Genomic DNA, 25,070 nt, shown 5'->3' with positions numbered 1-25,070 from the left:
TGCTTTATTTAATGAGATGGTCACTCCCTCCTTCCCAGTACTATGCTGAGGACAGGCTTTCATTCGGAGAACCATCATGGAAAACATTGCGCTTATTGGTATCGATCTGGGTAAGAACTCTTTCCATATTCATTGTCAGGATCATCGTGGGAAGGCCGTTTACCGTAAAAAATTCACCCGACCAAAGCTAATCGAATTTCTGGCGACATGCCCGGCAACAACCATCGCGATGGAAGCCTGTGGCGGTTCTCACTTTATGGCACGCAAGCTGGAAGAGTTAGGGCATTTTCCAAAGCTGATATCACCGCAATTTGTCCGCCCATTCGTTAAAAGCAACAAAAATGACTTCGTTGATGCTGAAGCTATCTGTGAAGCAGCATCACGTCCATCTATGCGTTTCGTGCAGCCCAGAACCGAATCTCAGCAGGCAATGCGAGCTCTGCATCGTGTCCGTGAATCCCTGGTTCAGGATAAGGTGAAAACAACTAATCAGATGCATGCTTTTCTGCTGGAATTTGGTATCAGCGTTCCGCGAGGTGCTGCCGTTATTAGTCGACTGAGTACCCTTCTTGAGGACAGTAGTTTGCCTCTTTATCTCAGCCAGTTACTGCTGAAATTACAACAGCATTATCACTATCTTGTTGAGCAGATTAAAGATCTGGAATCTCAGTTGAAACGAAAGTTGGACGAAGATGAGGTTGGACAGCGCTTGCTGAGTATTCCCTGCGTTGGAACGCTGACTGCCAGTACTATTTCAACTGAGATTGGCGACGGGAAGCAGTACGCCAGCAGCCGTGACTTTGCGGCGGCAACAGGGCTGGTACCCCGACAGTACAGCACGGGAGGTCGGACGACATTGTTAGGGATTAGCAAGCGGGGCAACAAAAAGATCCGAACTTTGTTGGTTCAGTGTGCCAGGGTATTCATACAAAAACTGGAACACCAGTCTGGCAAGTTGGCCGACTGGGTCAGGGAGTTGTTGTGTCGGAAAAGCAACTTTGTCGTCACCTGTGCTCTGGCAAACAAGCTGGCCAGAATAGCCTGGGCACTGACGGCGCGACAGCAAACTTACGAAGCATAAAGGCAGAAATACACCAGTTTAAACAATCATTCATCTGGTTTTGCGAATACTGATATTGATGATACTAACGGCCCACCGGCCTGTTGAGGAACCTGTAAAACGGAAAGGCTCATTGAAGCCGTATATTTTCTGGAGGTTCATCAGGCGCGGAACTCATCGAGGCGCGGGAATAAAATCCCATTCAGACGCAGGATAGATTCAAGCAAGCCAACTTGTCGTCAAAATCGGTGTTGCAAAAACGGGAGTGACCATAGATTCCGTTTTCTGAGGCGACCCCCACATAGAGACCTTCCCGGTCATTCACTTTGTAGAGTTTGTCCCTGGGCTTGAGATTGCGCAGCTTGGTATCGGTCAGCATGTACCTTGTCCTTCTTCGTCTCCGATACCCACTCTATTGTAAACAAGACATTTTTATCTTTTATATTCAATGGCTTATTTTCCTGCTAATTGGTAATACCATGAAAAATACCATGCTCAGAAAAGGCTTAACAATATTTTGAAAAATTGCCTACTGAGCGCTGCCGCACAGCTCCATAGGCCGCTTTCCTGGCTTTGCTTCCAGATGTATGCTATTCTGCTCCTGCAGCTAATGGATCACCGCAAACAGGTTACTCGCCTGGGGATTCCCTTTCGACCCGAGCATCCGTATGAGACTCATGCTCGATTATTATTATTATAGAAGCCCCCATGAATAAATCGCTCATCATTTTCGGCATCGTCAACATAACCTCGGACAGTTTCTCCGATGGAGGCCGGTATCTGGCGCCAGACGCAGCCATTGCGCAGGCGCGTAAGCTGATGGCCGAGGGGGCAGATGTGATCGACCTCGGTCCGGCATCCAGCAATCCCGACGCCGCGCCTGTTTCGTCCGACACAGAAATCGCGCGTATCGCGCCGGTGCTGGACGCGCTCAAGGCAGATGGCATTCCCGTCTCGCTCGACAGTTATCAACCCGCGACGCAAGCCTATGCCTTGTCGCGTGGTGTGGCCTATCTCAATGATATTCGCGGTTTTCCAGACGCTGCGTTCTATCCGCAATTGGCGAAATCATCTGCCAAACTCGTCGTTATGCATTCGGTGCAAGACGGGCAGGCAGATCGGCGCGAGGCACCCGCTGGCGACATCATGGATCACATTGCGGCGTTCTTTGACGCGCGCATCGCGGCGCTGACGGGTGCCGGTATCAAACGCAACCGCCTTGTCCTTGATCCCGGCATGGGGTTTTTTCTGGGGGCTGCTCCCGAAACCTCGCTCTCGGTGCTGGCGCGGTTCGATGAATTGCGGCTGCGCTTCGATTTGCCGGTGCTTCTGTCTGTTTCGCGCAAATCCTTTCTGCGCGCGCTCACAGGCCGTGGTCCGGGGGATGTCGGGGCCGCGACACTCGCTGCAGAGCTTGCCGCCGCCGCAGGTGGAGCTGACTTCATCCGCACACACGAGCCGCGCCCCTTGCGCGACGGGCTGGCGGTATTGGCGGCGCTGAAAGAAACCGCAAGAATTCGTTAACTGCACATTCGGGATATTTCTCTATATTCGCGGTTCAGCAGGCATGTCCCCTTTGAGGGCGACCCGACGACAGGATAATCGACCTTATGGTGCGCAAATATTTCGGCACAGACGGTATTCGTGGCAAAGCCAACGAAGGCGCGATGACGGCGGAAACCGCCTTGCGCGTCGGCATGGCGGCTGGCCGTGTCTTTCGTCGCGGTGACCACCGCCATCGTGTCGTGATCGGCAAGGATACGCGCCTGTCGGGCTATATGCTTGAACCCGCGCTCACAGCCGGTTTCACCTCGATGGGCATGGACGTATTCCTTTTTGGCCCGCTGCCGACAACGTATAGGAAGAATAAACGCCCTTTTCACCCAAGTCCAACAGCTTTGGACCGCAGTTGACTCTTTCGACACCCCTGCGATGCAACCCAATCCGGCTGACGGGGAGCCAGCAACGCTGAAAATTTACCCTCCTCTTTCCCACTAGCGGCTCCTTTTCCGACAACCAGCACGGCGGATCCCTGCCGCGGCGCTGTGAACGCAGCATTTTGATTGGTATCGTTGGCCTTCAGGCTCGTCAGTCAAACAGACCCAGGAGCAGCTCAGCCGGTGGCGCCCGGCTTTCGGGTAACGCCCTGGTCCCGCTGGTTTCGGCTTTGTGCTTCAGGTGATCAAGGATCTGCTTGATCACTATAGGGTCTTCAATGCAGGCGATGACTTTCATGGCGCCGCCGCAGCCGCTGCAGGTCTCGATGTCGATATTGAAAACACGCTTGAGCCGTTGCGCCCATGTCATCGACGCTCGCCGTTGTGCTGGTGTTGCCGGTTCATCAGCCACCCTGACCTTGTTGCCCCTGCCCCGTTTTGCCGGCGTGACCAACGCCCGGTGCCGACTGTTGGGTGCGAACACCCCGTGGAAGCGGGTTAGGTTGACTCTGGGCTTCGGTACCAGGGCGGCCAGCCTTGCAATGAAATCCAATGGTTCGAAAATGACGTGCGTGGTGCCGTCCCGGTACGGCGTCTTGAGCTGGTAGCGCACGTTGCCGCCTCGTGTTAACGACAGCCGCTTCTCGGATACCGCCGGGCGGCTGATGTACCGGCACAGCCGTTCGAGCTTCTTGCGTTCATCGGCCCTGGCCGCCACGCCGGCGTGCAGGCTGGACCCGGCTACCTTGCCAATCCCGTCACCGAACGGATCACCACTGGTCGGCAGAGTTTGCAAAGTGAACACCTTTCGCCCCGCCTGTGAACCGACAGCGATACGGTAAGTGATCGAGTGCCCCAGCAGGGGTGTCATCGGGTCGTCATCCACCGCATCCGAGGCCAGATAGCTGTTTTCGACATCCCGTTCCAGCAGGCCTTGCCGTTCCAGATAGCGACCCACCCGGTGGGCGATGGTGTGCGTCAGCTGGGTGAGCTCTGGGCTGGTCGGCGCCTTGACCCAGCGGAAACGCGCTGAGCCGTGGGATTGCTCGACATACACACCGTCGAGAAACAGCATGTGGAAGTGAACATTCAGATTGAGCGCCGATCCAAAACGCTGGATCAGGGTGACCGCGCCCGTCTTGGCCACTTGGTGGGTATGGCCCGCTTTCTTGACCAGGTGCGTGGCAATGACGCGGTAAACGATGCCCAGCACCCACCCCATGATCTCGGGCCGGCTGGCAAACAGGAAACGCAGCTGAAACGGGAAGCTCAACACCCACTGACGCATGGGTTGTTCAGGCAGTACTTCATCAACCAGCAAGGCGGCACTTTCGGCCATCCGCCGCGCCCCACAGCTCGGGCAGAAACCGCGACGCTTACAGCTGAAAGCGACCAGGTGCTCGGCGTGGCAAGACTCGCAGCGAACCCGTAGAAAGCCATGCTCCAGCCGCCCGCATTGGAGAAATTCTTCAAATTCCCGTTGCACATAGCCCGGCAATTCCTTTCCCTGCTCTGCCATAAGCGCAGCGAATGCCGGGTAATACTCGTCAACGATCTGATAGAGAAGGGTTTGCTCGGGTCGGTGGCTCTGGTAACGACCAGTATCCCGATCCCGGCTGGCCGTCCTGGCCGCCACATGAGGCATGTTCCGCGTCCTTGCAATACTGTGTTTACATACAGTCTATCGCTTAGCGGAAAGTTCTTTTACCCTCAGCCGAAATGCCTGCCGTTGCTAGACATTGCCAGCCAGTGCCCGTCACTCCCACTCGATTGTAAACAAGCACACAAAACCCTTTAGTGACAACAATTTGCAAGAACTATCAGGCTCAGTGCCATGAAAAATACCATGACCAGATCATGAGGTTGAACACGGCTTGCGCCGGCAGCGTTCACGCTCCTGGTCGGCGATCTCGCCCGGCTGCAATGCTAGCTCAGCATCGGTCATGCGCTCCAGCACGTCGCGTAGGCGGATGGTGCAAGGAATGGGCGGCAGCTCGAACTCATAGCCGCCGGCGATCATTTCGGCCGCAATCTCCTCGGTGATGAAAAACGGCTCGTCGTCTTGGTTCGGCTTCTTCATGCCCTTTCCTCCTGGCGCTCATCCTGGCCGACAGCGGCCAGGGCATCGGCTTCCGTCAATGCGTCCTCCACGAACGCGCCGTGCTGCTTCGCTTCGGCCTGGCTGACCTCGGCCCATATCCGTTTCACCTGGGCCGCACTGTACCCGGCCAGCTCGGCGGTCTTGTTGATGCTGTAGCCGGACTTGCGCAGCGCGACAACTTGGGCGCGGCGCTTCGGATCAGCACGGCGGCCCTTGTACCGCCCGGCCTGGCGGGCCAACTCAATGCCTTGGCGCTGGCGTTCGCGCCTGTCCTCGTAGTCGTCGCGGGCCATCTGCAAGGCCAGGCGAAAAAGCATGATCTGCACGGCTTCCAGCACGATCTTGGCGACGCCCTGGGCCTCGGCCGCCAGGTCGGATAGATCGACCACGCCAGGGACGGCCAGGCTTGCGCCTTTGGCCTGTATCGAGGCCACCAGGCGCTCGGCCTCGGGCAAAGGTAGGCGGCTGATGCGGTCGATCTTCTCGGCAATGACCACCTCGCCGGGCTGTAGGTCGCCGATCATGCGCAGCAGCTCAGGCCGGTCGGCGCGTGCGCCGGATGCCTTCTCACGGTAGATGCCGGCGACGTAGTAGCCGGCGGCCTTCGCGGCCGTAGTGATCGCCTCTTGGCGTTCCAAGTCCTGCGCGTCGGTGCTGACGCGCAGATAGACCCGCGCCACCATCGGCGCGGCTACTGGCTTCGTCCTGCGCATACTTGCGGGCTCCTTTGGGCATACGCAAAGTGTCCGGTCATGCTACCCCCGGCCAAAAAGGCCGTCATGCGATTTATCTTGGCCGGGTCGTTATTGGCGGGTCTAAATGGCCGCTCCGTGGATCTCATCGCCAGAAATGGCGATGCGAGATCCAGGGCAGGGCGGCCGCCATCGTCAGACCTGGCGATGGTCGACGCCGGCGCGCATCGTCGGATGTGGCGATGCGAGCTCGAGGTCGGTGGCCACCGCCGGCGACCTGGTGCCATCGTCGGCAATGGCGATGCTGCAGCTCGACGTGCGCGGCCTGGTCGTCTCGGCATCGTCGGATGCGGCGATGCTCGAGCGAGGCGAAAAAAAACCGCCTCGGGGTGTCCGAGGCGGCAAGTCTGCATGCGGTTCAGGGAGGAAGAAACCGCGCCGGCGATCAGGGAGGAAAACCGCGCGGCCTGATGTGCAGCTCGGCCACTTTAGCCGGATTTTTCGACTTATCCGATGCGAGCGGCCCGCCGTGGGCGCTGCTCGATCTGCTGTTGCTTTTTCTCGACGTGCTTCTGCTCCTGGTGCTGCTGCTCGTCGCGCGGCACTGTTGCAAAGTTAGCGATGAGGCAGCCTTTTGTCTTATTCAAAGGCCTTACATTTCAAAAACTCTGCTTACCAGGCGCATTTCGCCCAGGGGATCACCATAATAAAATGCTGAGGCCTGGCCTTTGCGTAGTGCACGCATCACCTCAATACCTTTGATGGTGGCGTAAGCCGTCTTCATGGATTTAAATCCCAGCGTGGCGCCGATTATCCGTTTCAGTTTGCCATGATCGCATTCAATCACGTTGTTCCGGTACTTAATCTGTCGGTGTTCAACGTCAGACGGGCACCGGCCTTCGCGTTTGAGCAGAGCAAGCGCGCGACCATAGGCGGGCGCTTTATCCGTGTTGATGAATCGCGGGATCTGCCACTTCTTCACGTTGTTGAGGATTTTACCCAGAAACCGGTATGCAGCTTTGCTGTTACGACGGGAGGAGAGATAAAAATCGACAGTGCGGCCCCGGCTGTCGACGGCCCGGTACAGATACGCCCAGCGGCCATTGACCTTCACGTAGGTTTCATCCATGTGCCACGGGCAAAGATCGGAAGGGTTACGCCAGTACCAGCGCAGCCGTTTTTCCATTTCAGGCGCATAACGCTGAACCCAGCGGTAAATCGTGGAGTGATCGACATTCACTCCGCGTTCAGCCAGCATCTCCTGCAGCTCACGGTAACTGATGCCGTATTTGCAGTACCAGCGTACGGCCCACAGAATGATGTCACGCTGAAAATGCCGGCCTTTGAATGGGTTCATGTGCAGCTCCATCAGCAAAAGGGGATGATAAGTTTATCACCACCGACTATTTGCAACAGTGCCCTGTTTAGAGTACTATATGCGCCTGCAACAGTGGGCCACCGAAAATATTAAAAAACTGCTTTATCTCGCGGGGGATGACGCGGTGATTAATTACGGGAAAATGCGGCTGGAATTTTTGCAGAAAGCACTGGCGCAGGATACCTCCGGTGACTTCTGCTTTCGTGTGCTGCATCCGGAAGTGTCTGGCCCGCCGGATATGAAAAAGGCTTCCGCCGGGTACCGTGACTTTATTATCGGTAACAGAGCGTTGCTGGATCTGGTGAATTCAGCCGGTGAAGGGGCTCCGGTTGCGCATTATTCCGCTGATGAAATTCAGTCATTATTTTCGGCACAAATACAGGGGTCGGTGGATAAATACGGCGATAGTTTCCTGACGGATGATCCGTATGTGCTGGCGGAAGACAAGCTGCAAACCTGTCAGATGGAAATTGATTTAATGGCGGATGTGCTGAGAGCACCGCCCCGTGAATCCGCAGAACTGATCCGCTATGTATTTGCGGATGAGTGGCCGGAATAAATAAAACCGGGCTTAATACAGATTAAGCCCGTATCGGGTATTATTACTGAATACCAGACAGCTTACGGAGGACGGAATGTTACCCATTGAGACAACCAGACTGCCTTCTGATTATTAATATTTTTCACTATTAATCAGAAGGAATAACCATGAATTTTACCCGGATTGACCTGAATACCTGGAATCGCAGGGAACATTTTGCCCTTTATCGTCAGCAGATTAAATGCGGATTCAGCCTGACCACCAAACTCGATATTACCGCTTTGCGTACTGCACTGGCGAAAACCGGTTATAAGTTTTATCCGCTGATGATTTACCTGATCTCCCGGGCTGTTAATCAGTTTCCGGAGTTCCGGATGGCAATGAAAGATAATGAACTGATTTACTGGGAACAGTCAGACCCGGTCTTTACTGTCTTTCATAAAGAAACCGAAACATTCTCCGCACTGTCCTGCCGTTATTTTCCGGATCTCAGTGAGTTTATGGCGGGTTATAACGCGGTAACAGCAGAATATCAGCATGATACCAGGTTGTTTCCGCAGGGAAATTTACCGGAGAATCACCTGAATATATCATCGTTACCCTGGGTGAGTTTTGACGGATTTAATCTGAATATCACCGGAAATGATGATTATTTTTCCCCGGTTTTTACAATGGCAAAGTTTCAGCAGGAAGGTGACCGCGTACTATTACCTGTTTCTGTACAGGTTCATCATGCAGTCTGTGATGGTTTTCATGCAGCAAGGTTTATCAATACACTTCAGCTGATGTGTGATAACATACTGAAATAAATTAATTAATTCTGTATTTAAGCCACCGTATCCGGCAGGATTGGTGGCTTTTTTTTATATTTTAACCGTAATCTGTAATTTCGTTTCAGAAGGCACTGTTGCAAAGTTAGCGATGAGGCAGCCTTTTGTCTTATTCAAAGGCCTTACATTTCAAAAACTCTGCTTACCAGGCGCATTTCGCCCAGGGGATCACCATAATAAAATGCTGAGGCCTGGCCTTTGCGTAGTGCACGCATCACCTCAATACCTTTGATGGTGGCGTAAGCCGTCTTCATGGATTTAAATCCCAGCGTGGCGCCGATTATCCGTTTCAGTTTGCCATGATCGCATTCAATCACGTTGTTCCGGTACTTAATCTGTCGGTGTTCAACGTCAGACGGGCACCGGCCTTCGCGTTTGAGCAGAGCAAGCGCGCGACCATAGGCGGGCGCTTTATCCGTGTTGATGAATCGCGGGATCTGCCACTTCTTCACGTTGTTGAGGATTTTACCCAGAAACCGGTATGCAGCTTTGCTGTTACGACGGGAGGAGAGATAAAAATCGACAGTGCGGCCCCGGCTGTCGACGGCCCGGTACAGATACGCCCAGCGGCCATTGACCTTCACGTAGGTTTCATCCATGTGCCACGGGCAAAGATCGGAAGGGTTACGCCAGTACCAGCGCAGCCGTTTTTCCATTTCAGGCGCATAACGCTGAACCCAGCGGTAAATCGTGGAGTGATCGACATTCACTCCGCGTTCAGCCAGCATCTCCTGCAGCTCACGGTAACTGATGCCGTATTTGCAGTACCAGCGTACGGCCCACAGAATGATGTCACGCTGAAAATGCCGGCCTTTGAATGGGTTCATGTGCAGCTCCATCAGCAAAAGGGGATGATAAGTTTATCACCACCGACTATTTGCAACAGTGCCGTAAGCTGCACCTCAAACCCCCGGATCAGGCTCTCCAGGCCATGCAGAAAGGCCTGCTCACCATCATCACTGTCCATAATCTGCAGCGCTTCCCGCAATAGCGGCGGCAGGTTTTCGTCCGGTGCTGCAGGGCGGTCGGTCAGGGCGGCAGTATGCTCCTGCTGCTCCAGTACGGCACCAAGGGTAAAATGACTGACCGCTGAAATCGCATATAACCCGTCGCGCAGTGAAAAGCCGTTTTCTGTCATAAAGCGTAACTGGGTTTCCACCGTATCATACTGTTTTTCATCAGGGCGGGTGCCGAGGTGCACTTTTGCCCCGTCACGGTAACGCAGCAGCGCCCGGCGGAAACTCATTGCATTATTGCGCAGAAATGACTGCCAGGATTCCCCCGCCGCAGGCAGTGAATAATCATGATGACGCGCCAGGATCTCCACCGCCAGCGCATCCAGTAACGCCCGTTTATTTTTCACATGCCAGTAAAGTGTCGGCTGTTCTATTCCCAGCTTCTGCGCCAGCTTGCGGGTCGTCAGCCCGTCAATCCCTGTCTCATTCAGCAGTTCCAGTGCCGCATCAATAACCGATTCTCTGTTCAGCCGTGCCATGACCGTCTCCTCCGATTTTCAGATTGACACTCTATCATTGATAGAGATATATTCCAACTCTATCAATGATAGGGAATTAACACAGGATCTGAAAAATGAATAAACCCGCTGTCATCGCGCTGGTGATTACACTGCTGGACGCGATGGGAATTGGTCTGATCATGCCGGTATTACCGTCACTGCTGCGGGAATATCTCCCGGAAGCGGATGTGGCAAACCATTACGGCATTCTGCTGGCGCTGTATGCGGTGATGCAGGTCTGTTTTGCTCCGCTGCTGGGCAGATGGTCAGATAAGCTGGGGCGCAGACCGGTGCTGCTGTTATCCCTGGCGGGTGCCGCGTTTGATTACACACTGCTGGCACTGTCCAATGTGCTGTGGATGTTGTATCTCGGGCGGATTATCTCCGGGATCACTGGTGCCACCGGCGCGGTTGCGGCTTCGGTAGTGGCGGACAGCACGGCGGTCAGCGAGCGTACCGCCTGGTTCGGCCGTCTCGGTGCGGCCTTTGGTGCCGGGCTGATTGCCGGGCCGGCTATCGGCGGACTGGCGGGGGATATCTCACCGCATCTGCCGTTTGTCATTGCGGCAATACTGAATGCCTGCACCTTTCTGATGGTCTTTTTTATCTTTAAACCGGCGGTACAGACAGAAGAAAAACCGGCGGAGCAGAAACAAGAAAGCGCAGGTATCAGCTTTATCACACTGCTTAAACCTCTGGCGCTGTTGCTGTTTGTCTTTTTTACCGCGCAGCTTATCGGGCAGATCCCGGCCACTGTCTGGGTATTGTTTACGGAGAGCCGCTTTGCCTGGGACAGCGCGGCGGTCGGTTTTTCACTGGCGGGACTCGGGGCGATGCATGCACTGTTTCAGGCGGTGGTTGCCGGGGCGCTGGCAAAACGGCTGAGTGAGAAAACCATTATTTTCGCCGGATTTATTGCCGATGCCACCGCGTTTTTACTGATGTCTGCTATCACTTCCGGATGGATGGTGTATCCGGTCCTGATCCTGCTGGCAGGCGGCGGAATTGCACTGCCTGCATTGCAGGGCATTATCTCTGCCGGGGCATCGGCGGCAAATCAGGGAAAACTACAGGGTGTGCTGGTCAGCCTGACCAATCTGACCGGCGTGGCGGGCCCGCTGCTGTTTGCTTTTATTTTCAGTCAGACACAGCAGAGTGCGGACGGTACGGTGTGGCTGATTGGCACGGCACTGTACGGTCTGCTGCTGGCAATCTGTCTGCTGATCAGAAAACCGGCACCGGTGGCGGCCACCTGCTGACCGGCGCTATACAGGCAGCGCTGTTGTGCGGTATGGTGGACGGCATTCGTGCTTATCGCCTGCCATGATAAGCCTCAGACACAGAGGAACCGTTATGAAATCACGCGCAGCAGTCGCCTTCGGGCCGGGTTTACCCCTTGAAATTGTTGAAATTGATGTGGCACCGCCGAAGAAAGGTGAAGTGCTGGTGAAAATCAGTCACACCGGGGTATGCCATACCGATGCCTACACGCTTTCCGGTGATGATCCGGAAGGTCTGTTCCCGGTGGTGCTCGGCCATGAAGGTGCCGGGGTGGTGGTTGAGGTCGGTGAGGGCGTGACCAGTGTGAAACCGGGCGACCATGTGATCCCGCTGTACACCGCCGAGTGCGGCGAGTGTGATTTCTGTACCTCCGGTAAAACCAACCTCTGTGTTGCCGTCCGCGAAACCCAGGGCAAAGGCGTGATGCCGGACGGCACCAGCCGTTTTTCGTATAACGGTCAGCCGCTCTATCACTATATGGGCTGCTCGACATTCAGCGAATATACCGTTGTGGCGGAAGTATCACTGGCGAAAATCAATCCGCAGGCCAATGCGGAGCAGGTTTGCCTGCTCGGCTGCGGCGTGACCACCGGGATCGGCGCGGTACACAATACCGCGAAGGTACAGGAAGGGGATTCTGTGGCGGTATTCGGCCTCGGCGGTATCGGGCTGGCCGTGGTGCAGGGCGCACGTCAGGCAAAAGCGGGGCGCATCTTTGCCATCGATACCAATCCATCCAAGTTTGAGCTGGCAAAACAGTTCGGCGCCACAGACTGCATTAATCCCAATGATTATGACAAACCTGTTCAGCAGGTGCTGGTCGAAATGACCAAATGGGGTGTGGATCATACCTTTGAATGTATCGGCAATGTCAATGTGATGCGGTCGGCGCTGGAAAGTGCGCACCGTGGCTGGGGGCAGTCGGTAATTATCGGGGTGGCGGGTGCCGGAAAAGAGATTTCAACCCGTCCGTTCCAGCTGGTGACCGGCCGGGTCTGGAAAGGCACGGCGTTCGGCGGCGTGAAAGGGCGTACCCAGTTGCCGGGAATGGTGGAAGATGCCATGAGCGGCAAAATCGAGCTGGCGCCGTTTGTCACGCACACCATGGAACTGGATAAAATCAATGAAGCTTTTGATTTGATGCACGACGGCAAATCCATCCGCACAGTCATTCATTACTGATAACGTATTCAGGGAGATACTATGGAACGGATTGAACATCACGTCTGTTTCGGCGGCAGCCAGGAAGTCTGGCGTCACCACTCTGCGGTGACCGGCACGCCGATGACTTTTTCCGTGTTTCTGCCGCCGCAGGCAAAAACAGAGAAATGTCCTGTGCTGTACTGGCTTTCCGGGCTGACCTGCAACGAGCAGAATTTTATCACCAAAGCCGGGGCACAGCGTTACGCAGCGGAACACGGCCTGGTGATTGTCGCGCCGGATACCAGTCCGCGCGGCAGTCAGGTGGCGGATGATAAAGAGTACGATCTCGGCCAGGGTGCCGGGTTTTATGTCAATGCCACACAGGAGCCGTGGAAAGCGCATTATCAGATGTATGATTATATTCTGAATGAGCTGCACACCCTGGTAAGCGGGCATTTCGGCACATCGGAAAAACGGGCACTGTTGCAAAGTTAGCGATGAGGCAGCCTTTTGTCTTATTCAAAGGCCTTACATTTCAAAAACTCTGCTTACCAGGCGCATTTCGCCCAGGGGATCACCATAATAAAATGCTGAGGCCTGGCCTTTGCGTAGTGCACGCATCACCTCAATACCTTTGATGGTGGCGTAAGCCGTCTTCATGGATTTAAATCCCAGCGTGGCGCCGATTATCCGTTTCAGTTTGCCATGATCGCATTCAATCACGTTGTTCCGGTACTTAATCTGTCGGTGTTCAACGTCAGACGGGCACCGGCCTTCGCGTTTGAGCAGAGCAAGCGCGCGACCATAGGCGGGCGCTTTATCCGTGTTGATGAATCGCGGGATCTGCCACTTCTTCACGTTGTTGAGGATTTTACCCAGAAACCGGTATGCAGCTTTGCTGTTACGACGGGAGGAGAGATAAAAATCGACAGTGCGGCCCCGGCTGTCGACGGCCCGGTACAGATACGCCCAGCGGCCATTGACCTTCACGTAGGTTTCATCCATGTGCCACGGGCAAAGATCGGAAGGGTTACGCCAGTACCAGCGCAGCCGTTTTTCCATTTCAGGCGCATAACGCTGAACCCAGCGGTAAATCGTGGAGTGATCGACATTCACTCCGCGTTCAGCCAGCATCTCCTGCAGCTCACGGTAACTGATGCCGTATTTGCAGTACCAGCGTACGGCCCACAGAATGATGTCACGCTGAAAATGCCGGCCTTTGAATGGGTTCATGTGCAGCTCCATCAGCAAAAGGGGATGATAAGTTTATCACCACCGACTATTTGCAACAGTGCCACAATGAGTTACTCCGTAGTAATGCAAAATTACTGCATCGCAATGCAGTAGAAACTATGAAAGCAAACCAACGGCTGGTTATTGATATAAGCACCCTTAAAGAGGTGCAGGATACGCTTATCCAGACGGTTGGCGATGTTGTTAAAATCCAGAGAGAAGGGGCTATTAAGCTCAGGGAAACAGAAAAACAGGTTCTTGCCATGCGTGAGAATTTGCGCACCCGACTGACACAAAAAGGGGTAGATCATGGTGCGTAACCTTAAGAGTAGTGACGATTTTTCCCGTGAACTGTCATTTCTTTTTCACCGGTCTATAAAGATTAGAAATTCAGGTTTCGCGATATTTGGTGCGGGCCTGCTGATAATGATTTTTGGTCTTTGCTTGTGGTTGCTGTCATTACACCTCTCACCTTCAGTTCTGGACTTTGATATTGATGTGCCCTTGTCATTCTTCAATTCATCTGAAGGTGAAGATAAGTTAGTGGTTTCGGATTTTGGCGATGCATTTGGAGGCTTCCTAACTACATATTCTAAGTTGCTATTAGGGATTATGGGGCTATTAGTAGTTTCTTCAACTGCCTTTAAAATTTTAAAGGGGGAGGAAATAGGTGAGATATTCCCGATGCTTCTAATTGCTGGCGCTTTTCTTATCGGCTTGTCAGTTTTTACATCTGCTTTAGGTTCGGAAGAGACTGATGCCACTTCAGCTTCGACTGTAAAGGTTATCAAGAAATATGTAAAACATGAAAAATACGATAAACTTGTCGCATATTTAAATGATAGTAATTGGCCCTCAGGCGAAGAGGTATCTGTAAACTATTTAAAGGCGCAACTACATATAAAACTCGGCAAGCCAGATGTGAAGTTAACACAGAATGTTGTTAGGGCGTATATGTCTGGTGTATTACAGTCAAATATTCCCGTGAAAGTTCGTTATGCATTGGAAAAGACAGCTTTAGATAAATCCGTCTCACCACTTGCGATTCGTTATGAGCAAAAACGTATGTCTAAATCACATACCTTTTCAAAAGCGTCGGTTAATTGTCTTAAAGTAGGTAGTCCCGTCGCATTCGTTGGCGTTTTGTTCGCTCTTCTTGGTATAAAAATCAGGCGGCGAGTCAGATTCTTAGAATCAAATTGAATGAAAGCCCGGTACGCTGGGCTTTTTTATTCAGTAACTTTTATCAAATATGTAGTAATTTACCGGAATCTGCTTCTCCAGCTTGTTAGCTGAAAAGCTTACTCAAGTATAATAATCTACTTCTGATTATGTTTTTTATGGTTTTATTTTTACACAACTTATTAAGGATACATGATGTGTAACTTTACTCCTGTTCAAATTATTGCTGATTATATACTGAGGTTTCTTAAAAATAATACTGATGCCAAGCTTTATGAGGCAATGCAGCGTCTTGAAAAGAAAATTGGTCAGTTTGTCGCTGATGGGGTTGATGAACATCAATTACGCTCTTCATTAAGCAAAGTCTGTCGATCTCGTTCCAGGGCGGCTCTTAAAGAGGAGTGTGAACAACTCATTCCATAAAAAGAACATCATACGGGAAAGTTACTTTAACGGTGAATGGCTCGCTTCTGGCGGTTTAAGTTGACGGCCATTCCTACCATAGCCATCATAAAGTATGATTAGCATTCGAGTGTGGCACTACTAATTTTAATGGGCTACGCATTCAGTCTCCACCTCTCTAACTATAAAGGTTCTTTTCATGTCCAATAGCTTCGATAAGCCGCAAACGCTCCCGGTACATAATTCTGATGCCGAACCCTTTTTTCCGAAAAACCTTGGTCCATTTATCGAGCAGGTATCCGGAAGGGATCTGGCAATGCTCACAGAATCAGAGAAGGAAAAACTTGCGCACCTGATCAGAACTGGGCGTAAATATGGAGTTTCTGTCGCTATCGTTCCTGATACAGATTCTGCTGAGCTTCATGAATTACTGTCTAATGCCGATTCCATTGAAAGGCAGTTTTCCATCTATGAACGCATCCAGACGAAGATTGCGTTCACGCGGTGTCAGGAAGCATAAACAAAGTGAGAAATACAACTACGTGGTATGACGTAGAACATATTGAAATCACCACAGGCGAGCGAGGCGGCAGGATATGGGTGCTGAAGCTCTCCTGTGGCCATACAGTATTTCGCCGAATACCTCCTATACGTCTTCATAACCTCACAGCTTTTTCTCTGCGGGAGCCCCCAGAAAAATGTCGGTGCTCTCTTTGCAATTCAAGTCCATAATAAAGCCTTTTTAAAGGCCACAAACTGCATATCACAGGATAAATCATCCTCTACAGCGTTCATTCTTAAACGCAAAATTTATATTTCATTCATTCTATTTTAAAAGCGTTATAAAAGACGGAATCCTATTTAGTCTGTTTGATGCTTAAATCATCTTCAGTGCCTTTTATCTTTTACCCAGCGACTTTAACATTAACCTGAGCAGAAAACTTGTTTTCAAACTAAGTTCGAAAACTTTCTGCTCAGGTTATTAGCCGGGTAAGCCACTTTGTTATATTTGTTTCATGTTAACAGAGGAGGCGATATGCAAATTGAAAAGGTGATGTCATTACTTGAAGTGCTTTCAAGCTGGCTTGAAGATAACATCAATATGGATTCTGAAATTATCTTTGATAATGACGAAGATAATACCAACTCAGAAATTCTGTATCCTGCTGTAGAAAAGGCTAATGCCGTTTTGCGCAAAATGGCATCTTTATCTTCAGATTCTGTTCATGCAATTCGACAGCGCTTGCAGCTTGCCGTAGAAGGCAAAGCTGAATTGTCCCTCAAGGATGTGGGAGAGCTTCTGCTGGCAACAAAGTATCTGATGTTGTCCACTGAAGAGGGAGAGTAAGCCTGTGACCACTCTCGTATTTGAAATGGCAGATATCAATAAACTGATCGAAGAAATTCGCACCGCAAAAACGTTTTCGGTCACCCCAGATCAGATCTATGACCCGGCATGCTATCCGGGGGGAGCCCTCCTTAACGCTGAGGGACAGACTGAAGAAGAGGCGCGTAAAGCTGGTAGGGTTTTCTTTCCCTCATCCTCAAAAATTGCCAGCACACATCTGGTGCCAAAAGTGCTTCTCGCGCACAGTCATGGTGTATACCTGATCACTAATGCTGAGCTTGAGGGCTCTCCCGCATCCCGCGATACTGTGGCTTACGCCCAGGGGATGAATCCAAAACTGGATGAGGACTGGGATTACGCTTGTGATGCCGCTTTGGGTGGGTCTGATTGTAGCTATACCATTCCCGTTGAGTGGCTGGAGTTAGCGGTAGAGCAGGGTTTTCAGGAGTTTCGACTTCGAATGAGTGAAACCAATATCAAACTTGTCAGCAAATAGTATGTCCTTGCTGTTTCCAGTCAAACATTGTCCGCCAGTCGAGCTGCTGGCGGATTGTTTTATATAAGGCCGGGAAGGTATGTCAGGTTTAAGCAGTTCCGCCCAGAAGCTTACAAGGGCGCAGATTTACGTGTTAAGACGGATGGCATCCGGCACGATCTATGATATCTCTGGCAATTTCAGACGGGCCAGAGAACGGCGTACGTTTATGGGGAATCCTGATGATGTGACGTGCAGGAGCTCTCCGGTCCTGTTCCGGCTGGGCCTCGTGGAGTTATGCCAGCCAGTAAGGCATCTGGAGCCAGGTTTATACTATCGGCTCAAGTTGAGCTCCTCAGGGCATGAAGCTCTTAAGGCGAACGCACACCTCTAACATTTGAGATAGTTCGTTCGCAGCCAGGAAAGTAACTTTCATCTCAAGTGTGACCCTTACTACCTCATTTATGAGTAAAACCCCCCTCTGATATGTCGAAAATGCTCATTTATACGAAAATAGTTTCTCTTCAGGTGTGATGTAATTACTGAGAATTCTCCCTGAATGGAAGGCAACCGATGAAAATGTTTTTTACCCCTTATGTTCGTATCGTTTTCTATTTTTGCGCATTGATTTTTATTGTTTACAGTTTCAGTGATTTTTTCCAGGGCGTCCCTGACAGCACCTTCTTCAGTGCGGTCATCACGCTACTTGTTATCGGAACCATTGTTGCCCGGCATCTGGATCGCAAAAAATCTCTCAAATATACTTCACAGATTTAAGTTTCCACTCAGGCCACTCTCGGGTGGCTTTTATAATTTAATAAGGACCGGTTCATGCATAACCACGAAATTCAGACCATTGCTATATTTAGTGCCCAGTATAAAAACATCGAAGATGCTGAAAATGCAGGTGCTTTATATTCAGTAGATATTGAATATCCGATGACACTAAATGATTTATCGCGGCTTTGCGACTCTATTGCCGAAGCAGTAGGTGTGCCTGGCGGCGTCAAATACCAGTTCGTGTCCCAGCCGGAAGCGCATGAAACCAGCTTCTGATAACCAGTAACCAAACTGCCTAAAAGCAGGTGCAAAGCCATGAAACAAACAAAGTCTTCTATGTCACGTATTGTGCAGCTGTACGACGGGAGCCGATACGGAAACTGCGAGCAGGCTGATAACGAAGGAGAGCTTTTTACGGTGGTGTTGAATAAGCCTTCGCAGATCGATGACATCCGTAAAATCGTAGACACAACCGCCGAAGTACTTGGCAAAGCTTTGCCAGTACTCCTCTTTTAAAGCTTACATCCGTGAAGGATAATTACGGTCTTACTACTTTCAGTTTTTCATTCCAGTGCCGTCCATTTTAATTTATCGATTTTAAGCGGTCGGCGCTATTTCATTGTTTCTTTTCCGACTGTAATTCCTTATATATAGGAATATTTCAAAGAATTTATCTCAGGTTATTTGTGGCGTGGTGCCAGTTGTTATAATGATTCCACATAATCTGGAGAGTCAATCATGATCACATCTCTAATGAATTTCCGCGATTTAACCGGAGAGGCAGTCATCCAGGCGCGGCAATGCGTTATTAATGCTGAGATCGAAGCGGCCCGGGAAAAGGTAATTCATGCTCGTTCGTTATTCAAAGCGGGTATACATAATGTTGTAAACGGTAGTTCTGGCATTAAGGCTGCGGCAGCACATTTTCTGGTGATAAAACGTTTACAGACTGACACTCGGTATCTGGACGCGGTTATCACTGATAACCTTTGCATGTTTTCTCCTGAGGGTTATCTGTATCTGTTTATGCAACAACGTTATTTCCTATAAAACAATGGGTTAGGTAAGTATCTTTCCATTAAAAACATTAAAAAGGTGACTTGATGAAACCATTTGGACTTGCCGGAAAACCCCGGCCCGAACCTTGCGGCTGCTGCTGGTATACCCGTGAGGACTGCCCTTACGTCAGCGCAAAACAGATCTATCGCCGCAGGCAGCGCAAGGCAGAACGCCAGCGTCAGCGCAGCACCATTGTGATGGCCGTTTCTGAATTTCGCTGACCTCTTCTGGAAATATCATTTTTTCTCCAGAAGAATTTTAAAATAAAGGGAAATCTTTTCACGGGTATCTGATGTTTATTGTTTATGGTAAATTGCGCCACATTAATTGTTTGTGGCGCAGTTCGTGATGGCTTAAGGATATAATATGAAAATCAGCCAGCTGGAATCCGGGATGCAGGTTTGGTCTGTAACCCGTACCAAAATGGGAAATACCACCATTTCAACGGTCATTGTCCACCCCGTTGTCATTATTGAAATTCATGATAACCATGTGATTGCTCGCTGGAACGGCAATGCACCACGTCGGTTTGGAGAAACGGCTATCAGGGGCTGGAAGAAGGAGAAGCCACTGCTTGTCCGTGAGCCTTTCGGAAATGTTCGTCTGGCCACCCGGGCTGAAAAAACCGCTATGCAGGAAAAAGAGTAATACCCCCTTTTAGCACCCACAATTTCACCGTCCATCTGCCTTTAACCTTGCCTGTTATTAACGGAATCCTTTCTGACTGGGCGGATCCCACGCATAACCTGAACTGTTGGCTAACCGTCTTACAGCCAAATTCCCTCCTTTATCTGGCAGGAGTGCGTCCGTGAGCTCTGTATGATCTACGTGTTTGTTAAGTAGAGCACATAACAGGAGTGGGGTATGACTGAATTAAATAAAAGCCCGTCCGGTTTTTCCGGAGCTGATGTCAGTAAAGAACAGGCTGCCATAAGGGCACTTGTAGAAAGAGTAGTGACCAACTATCGCAGCCGGACAGCACCTGATCGGGTTCAAAAGGCTTCGGTAGCGTTTAATGGGGGATTAATCCTGACCCTGATGCTGGCCTTGACGCTATTGGGCTACCTTGTGGCGGAATTGCTCAGGGGGTATGTTGCGGATAGTTCACCCTATGTGCCCGGTCTAAGTTATTCGCAATTTTCGATGCTTATGGTCGTTGAGCTGTGTCTATGCTTTCTTGCATGGTTTTTGGTTGTCACAGGGGACTATCCCCGGCCGTGGATATTTCAGGTAGTCCCGATGGAGCAGTACTGGTTCTTTGACGAAGTGGATGACGACGATCTTGCCCGGCTTTCCTGTAACCCTTACATCAAGCGCTGGCTACTTGATGAAATGTCCGGTATTCATCGACTGACCTACACGAGGCTGCATGATCGACTGGAGCGCATCTGTAATATTGCATCCCATCTCGAATACAGCCGTATTCAGGCACATAAGATTTCCCTAATCAACGGAAGCAGTGCCTCCTGATCCTACCATTGCATCCGGAAATTAAACGGGCAGGAACTGCACTGTATGTTCCGACCCAGCAGCTGCCCGTTACCCTTTTCTTTAGTATAAAATGACTTTCGCCGACAACCGGAAGTGAATCATGTCAAATAAATGAAAAATCAGTAATTTATGTAGGCGGGGTGTTTGGCTGATCAGGGCAGGGTGGTATAATAACGCTGGTGCTGGAGGCTTTTGCCCCAGCCAGCGGTAACACTGTTTGACTGTGGTAAAAGCAGAAAGCCCCGAGTAATTTTTCAATTAACCCGAGGCCCCTGTATGCTAGTCACATTCAGAGTAGCCTCTTGCCTGCTTAAATGCAAGGAGAAGAAGGCCATTGTTAACACCAAGCTGTAATGTCCCCTTTGAACCATTCTAAAATGTCCCCAGACAATTCTCTGGGGGATTTTTCATGATCAAAGAGACTGTTACGATGAGTCATAAGGAACTCGACCGACTTCACATTATTCAGGAGTCACTTAATCGCCATATTACTCAGGAACAAGCTGCGGCACGCATTGGCATTTCTATTCGGCAGGTTAAACGTCTGGTGCAACGGTATAGAAATGAAGGGCCTTCTGGTCTAGTTTCCCGCCGACGTGGAAAGCGTCCCAATAATTCCTTTTCTACCGAATTCAGAGCAACAGTAATTTCACTCCTCAAAGGCCGCTACGCTGATTTTGGACCTACGCTTGCGTGCGAAAAATTGCGCGAGATACACGGCTTGTGTTTATCCATTGAAACTCTCAGGAAGTGGATGGTAGAGGAGGGCATATGGCGCGAACGTCGTCGTAAGTTTGCCCGAATTTATCAGCGCCGGATGCGGCGCCCATCCTACGGTGAACTCATCCAGATTGATGGCTCGCCTCATGACTGGTTTGAAGGTCGGGGCCCCAAATGCACACTGATAGTCTTTATCGATGATGCTACCAGCGCTCTGATGGCGCTACGATTCGCTCCTGCAGAAACAACCCGGGCTTACATGGAAACCCTCCGGGGTTACCTTAATGATCATGGCGTACCACTGGCTCTCTATTCTGACAGACACAGTATATTCAGAGTAAATAACCCGGAGCGGGAAGGAGAGTTGACTCAGTTCACACGTGCGATAAAGACACTGGGCATCGAGCCAATCCATGCCAACAGCCCGCAGGCAAAAGGGCGGGTAGAGCGTGCCAATCAGACACTGCAGGACAGGCTGGTCAAAGAAATGCGGCTTCAGGGTATCAGTGATATTGAAACAGCAAACGCATGGTTGCCGACCTTTATTGAAGCCTATAACAACCGGTTTGCTACGCCGCCTCGTATTGCTGATAACGCCCATCTTGATGTACACCATTCTGAAGAGGAACTGGGTTATATCTTCAGCCTCCAGGCGAAGCGCGTTCTCTCCAAAAATCTCACTTTCCAGTACAAAAGCAGTGCGTTTCAGATTCGCAGTGAAGGCCGGGGATATCGACTTCGGCATTCGGTTGTCACGGTATGCGAAAGCTTTAACGGTGAAATTAAGGTTCTGTATGATGGGAAAGCGTTGGGATGGGAAAAATATGTTGATGGCCCGGAGCCTATACCACTGGATGATGAAAAAAGTGTCCATGAACGTGTGGATAATGCCCGTTTTGATTTACGCTCAAAATTCTACGTAAAACCTAAAGCTGACCATCCTTGGCTCACGCGCCGCACGCAAAGTAATCAGCAAGTGAAGCCCCCTAAATTACCCAGAAAGAAGGCTGATCCCGATAAAATGGACTGAAACCAGGCGTTATTCAGTTGAGTGCATATCCAGTCATAGGATAGATTCTTACGTAGCGTTTCTGGCGTGCATTTTCGGGTGGTTTGTTACTGTTTTTAACGGGGACACGTCAGAAACGCGCTCAGGCCGTCTGAGCGGTACGCGTAATGCGGCGTTATGGTAAATAGCCTATGCTAATGTCCGCTAAGAGCGAGATATAGTCATTCGTACCCTGAGAATTACACTTTGAAGTGATTCAGGGTATGCGCTTACTGGTTACGAATATTGAGCGAGAATCATGTGATGATCGCCGCTTTTCTTTCGAGCCAGTAGGTGCTCCACGTTCGCTAACGAATACTCAGGGCATGCAGATAAACTGCTGGCTATATTTCTTTCGAAGAGCGTGGAATGCATACCAATCCCCGATAAAAAGGAGTTGGTGATGACTGTGACTAATCAATTTGCTGCGCACGTTGGTCTGGACTGGGCTGATAAAAAACACGATGTCTGTGTTCAGTTTAAAAACGGTGAACGCGTATTCGATGTGATTGAACATACAGCAGAAGCGCTTGATGCCTGGCTTACTGAGTTACACCAGAAAGTAAAAGGTAGAATCGCAATAGCTCTCGAACTGAAGAAGGGCCCCGTGGTATATGCTCTTCAAAAATACCCCTTTATCACCGTTTTCCCCGTCCACGCATTGTCCCTGGCTCGTTATCGGCAAGCCTTCTCGCCCAGCGGCGCTAAAGATGATCCGCAGGATGCCGAGCTGGCATTAGAGTTAATGCTGCGTTACCCCCAGAAGATAAAAGCTATTGAACCCGACAATGCGGATATTCGCTTACTTCAGCAACTGGTTGAGCAACGTCGTCAGTTGGTTGAAGATAAACGACGCTTTGTGAACCGGATAATCAACACGCTTAAACAGTATTATCCTCAGCCACTGGAGTGGTTCTCACATCGGGGTAGCTTACTGTTGTGTGAGCTGATTATCCGGTGGCCCAGTCTGCAACAACTGAAACGAGCCAGACGCGACACGATCCGCAACTTTCTGAATGCCAAAGGTGGTCGCGCTATGGCCCTTACCGAGCAACGTGTTGCGAGTATTGATAATGCGATCCCATTGACTACAGACCCGAGTGTTATAGAGGCTAATGCTTTGATGGCAGCAGCACTGGCGACACAAATTAAAGTCGTGAGTGAAATCATCAAAACCTATGACGAACGAATCGAAACGCTGTTTGACACATTGCCAGATGCGGGGCTGTTCAAATCACTTCCGGGCATGGGACCGTGCATGGGCCCACGGATGCTTGCTGCACTTGGTGATAATCGTGACCGGTTTAACAGCGCTGAAGAAATTCAAAACTACGCAGGTATAGCACCGGTGACCGAACGAAGCGGCCAAAAATCATGGGTTCACTGGCGATGGCAATGTGCCAAGTTCGTCAGGCAGACCTTTGTTGAATGGGCTGCCAAGACGGTTAATTCATCATACTGGGCCAAACTGTATTATCAGGGCCTTAGAGAAAAGGGCAAATCTCATCAGTCTGCGATCCGGGCACTGGCGTTCAAATGGATAAGGATCATTTACCGCTGCTGGAAGGCCAGAACCTGTTATGACGAAGCGAAATATTTGCTGGCTCTCGAAGCGAGACACTCGCCCTTACTGAAGCCATAAAAAGCTTGTCGAATGTCTCAGGGCGTGAAGCGGACATTGCAGACTGCCCAGTAGAAAAAGTGCTATCAGAATTATCTAAAGGAAGATCGTATTTACCATGTCTCATTCTAACTGTTTAATAAATTACAAAAATTAAAATTTCCATTTAATATCATCGCGTTAAGCAAGAGAATTAAACCTCTCATTTAATTTATGATTCTTATTTAATTCATGAGTTGGTGTAAAAATAGGTTGCCGCACTATAGAAAGACACATATTTAAACCCAGCAGGAAATCATATTTGAAAGTAATGTGTTTAAGGGGCTGCGTAACAAGAACAGCAAGTAAACACATAGTAATAACAGTTACCATTCCCATTTCGCAAGTGGCCATATCAGAGGTGAACTAATGCCTGCTGCAATTTTAAGAATTAAGGTTATCCTAATAATTCTTTTGTATGATTAAGATCATCGATAAATTTACTAAGGACTCATTAATGAAATTGCGACTCTGGAATCTATTACCCCATGATTACGCTCCTTTTTTTCGTATTCTTCACATCATTGTGGCATTTCTAATATTATCACAAATTATTAACTCTAATCTGACAGAGACCGAAGCAATTGGTGAACATAGTCTTGAAGGAGTTATAACCTGGATGCACATTATTTCAGGGTTAGGACTGATTATTTGTGGTTTTATTATGTTAAGTTGGATGCTTACTCAAAGAGGTTTTACTTATTATTTTTCATGGGTAGGGCTTGACTTTAGTGGTATTAAGCAAGATATAAAAACGTTGACTAGTTTCCGACTGCCCGATGCACATTCGGGAGGTATTGCCAGTACAATCCAAGGATTTGGAGTTCTAGCATTGCTAATTGTAGCACTTTCAGGTGGCCTATGGTTCTTGTTGAATACCATGCAGTCAAATCTGGCTGAAACAGTAATCCACTGGCATAAGTTCTTTACTACTTTCATTGAGGTCTATTTTTATGCACATGGTGCAATGGGAGTTTTGCATATTTTAATTGAAAAATATAAAAGCCGCTCAGTTAACCTAAGTGACTAATCTGTTGTGAGATAATATTACTTCAAGTTGAAGAAAACCCTAAAAATAAAATTTAGTTTACTAGAAGATGAAACAGCACTTGCAGAGACTTTTTAATTAAATTTAATAAAAACGAAAAAATATTCATGGCGAAATGATTGTTTAATTATCTATCATGGATAGA

30 protein-coding genes and 3 pseudogenes are annotated in these 25,070 nt (G+C 50.0%); 24 read left to right on the top strand and 9 right to left on the bottom strand.

Translation table 11 applies throughout. The features are described 5' to 3' along the window. The first annotated feature begins 76 nt into the window (after nt 1-76). Nucleotides 77-1,081 (top strand): IS110-like element IS5075 family transposase, encoded by a 1,005-nt coding sequence (locus tag NMD08_RS26690; protein WP_000427619.1) that lies wholly within the window; start codon nt 77-79, stop codon nt 1,079-1,081. A 253-nt stretch (nt 1,082-1,334) separates the two neighbouring features. Here NMD08_RS26690 and NMD08_RS26685 read toward each other — a convergent pair. Beyond that, a pseudogene (locus NMD08_RS26685) lies at nt 1,335-1,439 on the bottom strand (Arm DNA-binding domain-containing protein); the annotation flags it as partial. Between the two features lie 329 nt (nt 1,440-1,768). On the opposite strand from NMD08_RS26685, the gene sul2 reads away from it, so the two are divergent. Both sul2 and glmM read left to right on the top strand, forming a co-directional pair. Continuing rightward, entirely contained in the window at nt 1,769-2,584 is an 816-nt protein-coding gene (gene sul2, locus NMD08_RS26680; RefSeq protein ID WP_001043260.1) for a sulfonamide-resistant dihydropteroate synthase Sul2, read from the top strand. Between the two features lie 86 nt (nt 2,585-2,670). Then, nucleotides 2,671-2,913: pseudogene (glmM, locus tag NMD08_RS26675) on the top strand (phosphoglucosamine mutase); the annotation flags it as partial. A gap of 235 nt (nt 2,914-3,148) precedes the next feature. Here glmM and NMD08_RS26670 read toward each other — a convergent pair. The 5 genes from NMD08_RS26670 to NMD08_RS26650 form a co-directional block, all read right to left on the bottom strand. Beyond that, on the bottom strand, nt 3,149-4,642 hold the full coding sequence (locus tag NMD08_RS26670) for an IS91-like element ISVsa3 family transposase (protein WP_001120888.1): 1,494 nt from the start codon (nt 4,640-4,642) through the stop codon (nt 3,149-3,151). 210 nt (nt 4,643-4,852) lie between these two features. Continuing rightward, complete coding sequence (locus NMD08_RS26665) at nt 4,853-5,077, bottom strand: hypothetical protein (RefSeq protein WP_000743213.1); 225 nt, start codon at nt 5,075-5,077, stop codon at nt 4,853-4,855. Next, on the bottom strand, nt 5,074-5,811 hold the full coding sequence (locus NMD08_RS26660; RefSeq protein WP_001446887.1) for a recombinase family protein: 738 nt from the start codon (nt 5,809-5,811) through the stop codon (nt 5,074-5,076). The genes NMD08_RS26665 and NMD08_RS26660 overlap by 4 nt, the downstream gene beginning before the upstream one ends. A 485-nt stretch (nt 5,812-6,296) precedes the next feature. Beyond that, nucleotides 6,297-6,437 carry a hypothetical protein gene (locus tag NMD08_RS26655; protein ID WP_001044210.1) on the bottom strand — a complete coding sequence of 47 codons (141 nt, stop codon included), beginning with the start codon at nt 6,435-6,437 and terminating at the stop codon, nt 6,297-6,299. 5 nt (nt 6,438-6,442) lie between these two features. Beyond that, nucleotides 6,443-7,147, bottom strand: coding sequence for an IS6-like element IS26 family transposase (locus tag NMD08_RS26650; RefSeq protein ID WP_001067855.1), 705 nt, complete (start codon nt 7,145-7,147; stop codon nt 6,443-6,445). 79 nt (nt 7,148-7,226) lie between these two features. Between NMD08_RS26650 and NMD08_RS26645 the strand changes: the two genes are divergently transcribed. Next, nucleotides 7,227-7,727 carry a hypothetical protein gene (locus NMD08_RS26645; RefSeq protein WP_001239317.1) on the top strand — a complete coding sequence of 167 codons (501 nt, stop codon included), beginning with the start codon at nt 7,227-7,229 and terminating at the stop codon, nt 7,725-7,727. A gap of 149 nt (nt 7,728-7,876) precedes the next feature. Continuing rightward, entirely contained in the window at nt 7,877-8,518 is a 642-nt protein-coding gene (locus NMD08_RS26640) for a type A-2 chloramphenicol O-acetyltransferase CatII (protein WP_001011939.1), read from the top strand. 143 nt (nt 8,519-8,661) lie between these two features. Here the strand turns inward: NMD08_RS26640 and NMD08_RS26635 are convergent, their stop codons facing one another. Both NMD08_RS26635 and tetR(D) read right to left on the bottom strand, forming a co-directional pair. Next, nucleotides 8,662-9,366 carry an IS6-like element IS26 family transposase gene (locus NMD08_RS26635; protein ID WP_001067855.1) on the bottom strand — a complete coding sequence of 235 codons (705 nt, stop codon included), beginning with the start codon at nt 9,364-9,366 and terminating at the stop codon, nt 8,662-8,664. 11 nt (nt 9,367-9,377) lie between these two features. Further along, nucleotides 9,378-10,034, bottom strand: a complete 657-nt coding sequence (gene tetR(D), locus NMD08_RS26630) for a tetracycline resistance transcriptional repressor TetR(D) (RefSeq protein WP_000113282.1) — start codon at nt 10,032-10,034, stop codon at nt 9,378-9,380. 95 nt (nt 10,035-10,129) lie between these two features. Here tetR(D) and tet(D) point away from each other — a divergent pair, with 95 nt between their 5' ends. The 3 genes and pseudogenes from tet(D) to NMD08_RS26615 all read left to right on the top strand — a co-directional run. Beyond that, entirely contained in the window at nt 10,130-11,314 is a 1,185-nt protein-coding gene (gene tet(D) / locus NMD08_RS26625; protein ID WP_001039466.1) for a tetracycline efflux MFS transporter Tet(D), read from the top strand. Between the two features lie 94 nt (nt 11,315-11,408). Beyond that, complete coding sequence (locus NMD08_RS26620) at nt 11,409-12,518, top strand: S-(hydroxymethyl)glutathione dehydrogenase/class III alcohol dehydrogenase (protein WP_000842134.1); 1,110 nt, start codon at nt 11,409-11,411, stop codon at nt 12,516-12,518. Between the two features lie 21 nt (nt 12,519-12,539). After that, a pseudogene (locus tag NMD08_RS26615) lies at nt 12,540-12,962 on the top strand (alpha/beta hydrolase-fold protein); the annotation flags it as partial. 45 nt (nt 12,963-13,007) lie between these two features. Here NMD08_RS26615 and NMD08_RS26610 read toward each other — a convergent pair. Next, complete coding sequence (locus tag NMD08_RS26610) at nt 13,008-13,712, bottom strand: IS6-like element IS26 family transposase (protein WP_001067855.1); 705 nt, start codon at nt 13,710-13,712, stop codon at nt 13,008-13,010. On the opposite strand from NMD08_RS26610, the gene NMD08_RS26605 reads away from it, so the two are divergent. The 16 genes from NMD08_RS26605 to NMD08_RS26530 all read left to right on the top strand — a co-directional run bounded on the left by NMD08_RS26605 (nt 13,703) and on the right by NMD08_RS26530 (nt 24,907). Then, complete coding sequence (locus NMD08_RS26605; protein ID WP_004248813.1) at nt 13,703-14,032, top strand: toxic anion resistance protein; 330 nt, start codon at nt 13,703-13,705, stop codon at nt 14,030-14,032. The two genes, NMD08_RS26610 and NMD08_RS26605, sit on opposite strands and share 10 nt — an antisense overlap. After that, nucleotides 14,022-14,915, top strand: coding sequence for a hypothetical protein (locus NMD08_RS26600; RefSeq protein WP_000252081.1), 894 nt, complete (start codon nt 14,022-14,024; stop codon nt 14,913-14,915). The genes NMD08_RS26605 and NMD08_RS26600 overlap by 11 nt, the downstream gene beginning before the upstream one ends. A 174-nt stretch (nt 14,916-15,089) precedes the next feature. Further along, the gene (locus tag NMD08_RS26595) at nt 15,090-15,317 is read left to right on the top strand and encodes a hypothetical protein (RefSeq protein ID WP_000336109.1); all 228 of its coding nucleotides are present in this window, start codon (nt 15,090-15,092) and stop codon (nt 15,315-15,317) included. A gap of 178 nt (nt 15,318-15,495) precedes the next feature. Beyond that, nucleotides 15,496-15,816, top strand: coding sequence for a hypothetical protein (locus NMD08_RS26590; protein WP_000071366.1), 321 nt, complete (start codon nt 15,496-15,498; stop codon nt 15,814-15,816). Nucleotides 15,817-16,332: 516 nt separating this feature from the next. Beyond that, nucleotides 16,333-16,644: a DUF957 domain-containing protein gene (locus tag NMD08_RS26585; RefSeq protein WP_001165367.1), complete on the top strand. Its 312-nt coding sequence runs from the start codon at nt 16,333-16,335 to the stop codon at nt 16,642-16,644. 4 nt (nt 16,645-16,648) lie between these two features. Continuing rightward, nucleotides 16,649-17,140 carry a DUF3085 domain-containing protein gene (locus NMD08_RS26580; protein ID WP_001371932.1) on the top strand — a complete coding sequence of 164 codons (492 nt, stop codon included), beginning with the start codon at nt 16,649-16,651 and terminating at the stop codon, nt 17,138-17,140. Between the two features lie 552 nt (nt 17,141-17,692). Further along, a complete protein-coding gene (locus NMD08_RS26575; RefSeq protein WP_000781547.1) occupies nt 17,693-17,896 on the top strand; it encodes a hypothetical protein in 204 nt (67 codons plus the stop codon). Nucleotides 17,897-17,950: 54 nt separating this feature from the next. Then, nucleotides 17,951-18,175, top strand: a complete 225-nt coding sequence (locus NMD08_RS26570) for a hypothetical protein (protein ID WP_000551490.1) — start codon at nt 17,951-17,953, stop codon at nt 18,173-18,175. 39 nt (nt 18,176-18,214) lie between these two features. Further along, nucleotides 18,215-18,415 (top strand): hypothetical protein, encoded by a 201-nt coding sequence (locus tag NMD08_RS26565; RefSeq protein ID WP_000814953.1) that lies wholly within the window; start codon nt 18,215-18,217, stop codon nt 18,413-18,415. A gap of 222 nt (nt 18,416-18,637) precedes the next feature. Continuing rightward, entirely contained in the window at nt 18,638-18,949 is a 312-nt protein-coding gene (locus tag NMD08_RS26560; protein WP_000633161.1) for a hypothetical protein, read from the top strand. Nucleotides 18,950-19,002: 53 nt separating this feature from the next. Beyond that, complete coding sequence (locus NMD08_RS26555) at nt 19,003-19,179, top strand: hypothetical protein (RefSeq protein ID WP_000802040.1); 177 nt, start codon at nt 19,003-19,005, stop codon at nt 19,177-19,179. A gap of 145 nt (nt 19,180-19,324) precedes the next feature. Further along, nucleotides 19,325-19,606 (top strand): hypothetical protein, encoded by a 282-nt coding sequence (locus tag NMD08_RS26550; protein ID WP_000703842.1) that lies wholly within the window; start codon nt 19,325-19,327, stop codon nt 19,604-19,606. A gap of 216 nt (nt 19,607-19,822) precedes the next feature. After that, nucleotides 19,823-20,428, top strand: coding sequence for a hypothetical protein (locus tag NMD08_RS26545; RefSeq protein ID WP_000137794.1), 606 nt, complete (start codon nt 19,823-19,825; stop codon nt 20,426-20,428). A 430-nt stretch (nt 20,429-20,858) separates the two neighbouring features. Then, nucleotides 20,859-22,199 (top strand): ISNCY family transposase, encoded by a 1,341-nt coding sequence (locus NMD08_RS26540; protein WP_000589001.1) that lies wholly within the window; start codon nt 20,859-20,861, stop codon nt 22,197-22,199. A gap of 421 nt (nt 22,200-22,620) precedes the next feature. Beyond that, nucleotides 22,621-23,859 carry an IS110-like element ISEsa2 family transposase gene (locus NMD08_RS26535; protein WP_000219087.1) on the top strand — a complete coding sequence of 413 codons (1,239 nt, stop codon included), beginning with the start codon at nt 22,621-22,623 and terminating at the stop codon, nt 23,857-23,859. Nucleotides 23,860-24,334: 475 nt separating this feature from the next. After that, nucleotides 24,335-24,907, top strand: a complete 573-nt coding sequence (locus tag NMD08_RS26530; protein ID WP_001515348.1) for a cytochrome b/b6 domain-containing protein — start codon at nt 24,335-24,337, stop codon at nt 24,905-24,907. Nucleotides 24,908-25,070 lie beyond the last annotated feature (163 nt).

Origin of the sequence: Citrobacter meridianamericanus (assembly GCF_041320245.1) — a bacterium.
Classification (GTDB): Bacteria; Pseudomonadota; Gammaproteobacteria; order Enterobacterales; family Enterobacteriaceae; genus Citrobacter; species Citrobacter meridianamericanus.
This window is presented reverse-complemented; position numbering and strand designations above follow the sequence as displayed.